The 1444-nt window shown below is 44.6% G+C and carries 5 protein-coding genes; all 5 read right to left on the reverse strand.

The window, feature by feature from the left end; all coding sequences use genetic code 11:
* Positions 1-290: 290 nt before the first annotated feature.
* From N7U62_RS22690 to N7U62_RS22705, 5 genes are read right to left on the reverse strand one after another with little or no spacing between them, the layout of a single operon-like run.
* Positions 291-419, reverse strand: a complete 129-nt coding sequence (locus N7U62_RS22690; RefSeq protein ID WP_264140469.1) for a PKD domain-containing protein — start codon at positions 417-419, stop codon at positions 291-293.
* Positions 419-823, reverse strand: coding sequence for a PKD domain-containing protein (locus N7U62_RS22695; RefSeq protein ID WP_264140470.1), 405 nt, complete (start codon positions 821-823; stop codon positions 419-421). The genes N7U62_RS22690 and N7U62_RS22695 overlap by 1 nt, the downstream gene beginning before the upstream one ends.
* Positions 820-1023 (reverse strand): PKD domain-containing protein, encoded by a 204-nt coding sequence (locus tag N7U62_RS22700; RefSeq protein ID WP_264140467.1) that lies wholly within the window; start codon positions 1021-1023, stop codon positions 820-822. Before N7U62_RS22700 ends, N7U62_RS22695 begins: the two co-directional genes overlap by 4 nt.
* Positions 950-1129 (reverse strand): hypothetical protein, encoded by a 180-nt coding sequence (locus N7U62_RS23350; RefSeq protein ID WP_507173595.1) that lies wholly within the window; start codon positions 1127-1129, stop codon positions 950-952. The genes N7U62_RS22700 and N7U62_RS23350 overlap by 74 nt, the downstream gene beginning before the upstream one ends.
* Positions 1130-1131: 2 nt before the next feature.
* Positions 1132-1371: a PKD domain-containing protein gene (locus tag N7U62_RS22705; RefSeq protein ID WP_264140468.1), complete on the reverse strand. Its 240-nt coding sequence runs from the start codon at positions 1369-1371 to the stop codon at positions 1132-1134.
* Positions 1372-1444: the final 73 nt, after the last annotated feature.

The raw sequence follows: 1444 nt of genomic DNA on the forward strand, positions 1-1444 counted from the left end.
ACTCAACCCATATCCTGTTGGCCCCGATAAAACAACCCAGCTATAACTCACGATCTCTCCATCACTATCTGTTGAACTACTGCCATCTAATAAGATCTCTTCTATCGGCAAGGTATAGGATGCATTACTTCCGGCATCTGCAATTGGTAAGACATTGGCTGGCTCTGGTAATACCGTGGTCCTTCACTTCATCTGTACTACTTCCACCCTGATCATCCGTCACTGTTAGCTCTATCAAGTATTCTCCTGATGAACTCACTGTCAAAAACCCGATTGGGCACTCTCCTGTATCAACCCAACCCATATCCTGTTGGCCCCGATAAAACAACCCAGCTATAACTCACGATCTCTCCATCACTATCTGTTGAACTACTGCCATCTAATAAGATCTCCTCGATCGGCAAAGGTATAGGATGCATTACTTCCTGGCATCTGCAATTGGTAATACATTGGCTGGCTCTGGCAATACCGTAATCTTTACTCCATCTGTACTACTTCCTCCCTGATCATCCGTCACTGTTAGCTCTATCAAGTATTCTCCTGATGAACTCACTGTCAAACTCGATCTGGGCACTCTCTGAATATTACTCAACCCATATCCTGTTGGCCCCGATAAAACAACCCAGCTATAACTCACGATCTCTCCATCACTATCTGTTGAACCACTGCCATCTAATAAGATCTCTTCTATCGGCAAGGTATAGGATGCATTACTTCCGGCATCTGCAATTGGTAATACATTGGCTGGCTCTGGTAATACCGTAATCTTTACTTCATCTGTACTACTTCCACCCTGATCATCCGTCACTGTTAGCTCTATCAAGTATTCTCCAGATAACCTACTGTCAAACTCGATTGGGCACTCTCTGAATTACTCAACCCATATCCTGTTGGCCCCGATAAAACAACCCAGCTATAACTCACGATCTCTCCATCACTATCTGTTGAACTACTGCCATCTAATAAGATCTCTTCTATCGGCAAAGGATGCATTACTTCCGGCATCTGCAATTGGTAATACATTGACTGGCTCCAAATCATCTACTATAATCCTCACTGTATCAATTCCTTCCCCCCCCTGATCATCTGTCACTGTTAACTCTATCACGTATTCTCCTGATGAACTCACTGTCAAACTCGATTGGGCACTCTCTGAATCAACCCATATCCTGTTGGCCCCGATAAAACAACCCAGTTATAACTCACGATCTCTCCATCACTATCTGCTGAACTACTGCCATCTAATAAGATCTCCTCTATCGGCAAGGAGAGGACTGAATCACCTCCGGCATCTGCAATTGGGAACACATTGGCTTGGCCTCTGCATACAAACTGCGGCTTCACTCCATCTGTACTACTTCCACCGATCATCCGTCATGCTGTCAGCCTATCAAATATTTCCTGACCAACTCACTGTCAAACTGATTGGCACAGTCTCTAACCA

The organism is Reichenbachiella ulvae, assembly GCF_025833875.1.
Classification (GTDB): domain Bacteria; phylum Bacteroidota; class Bacteroidia; order Cytophagales; family Cyclobacteriaceae; genus Reichenbachiella; species Reichenbachiella ulvae.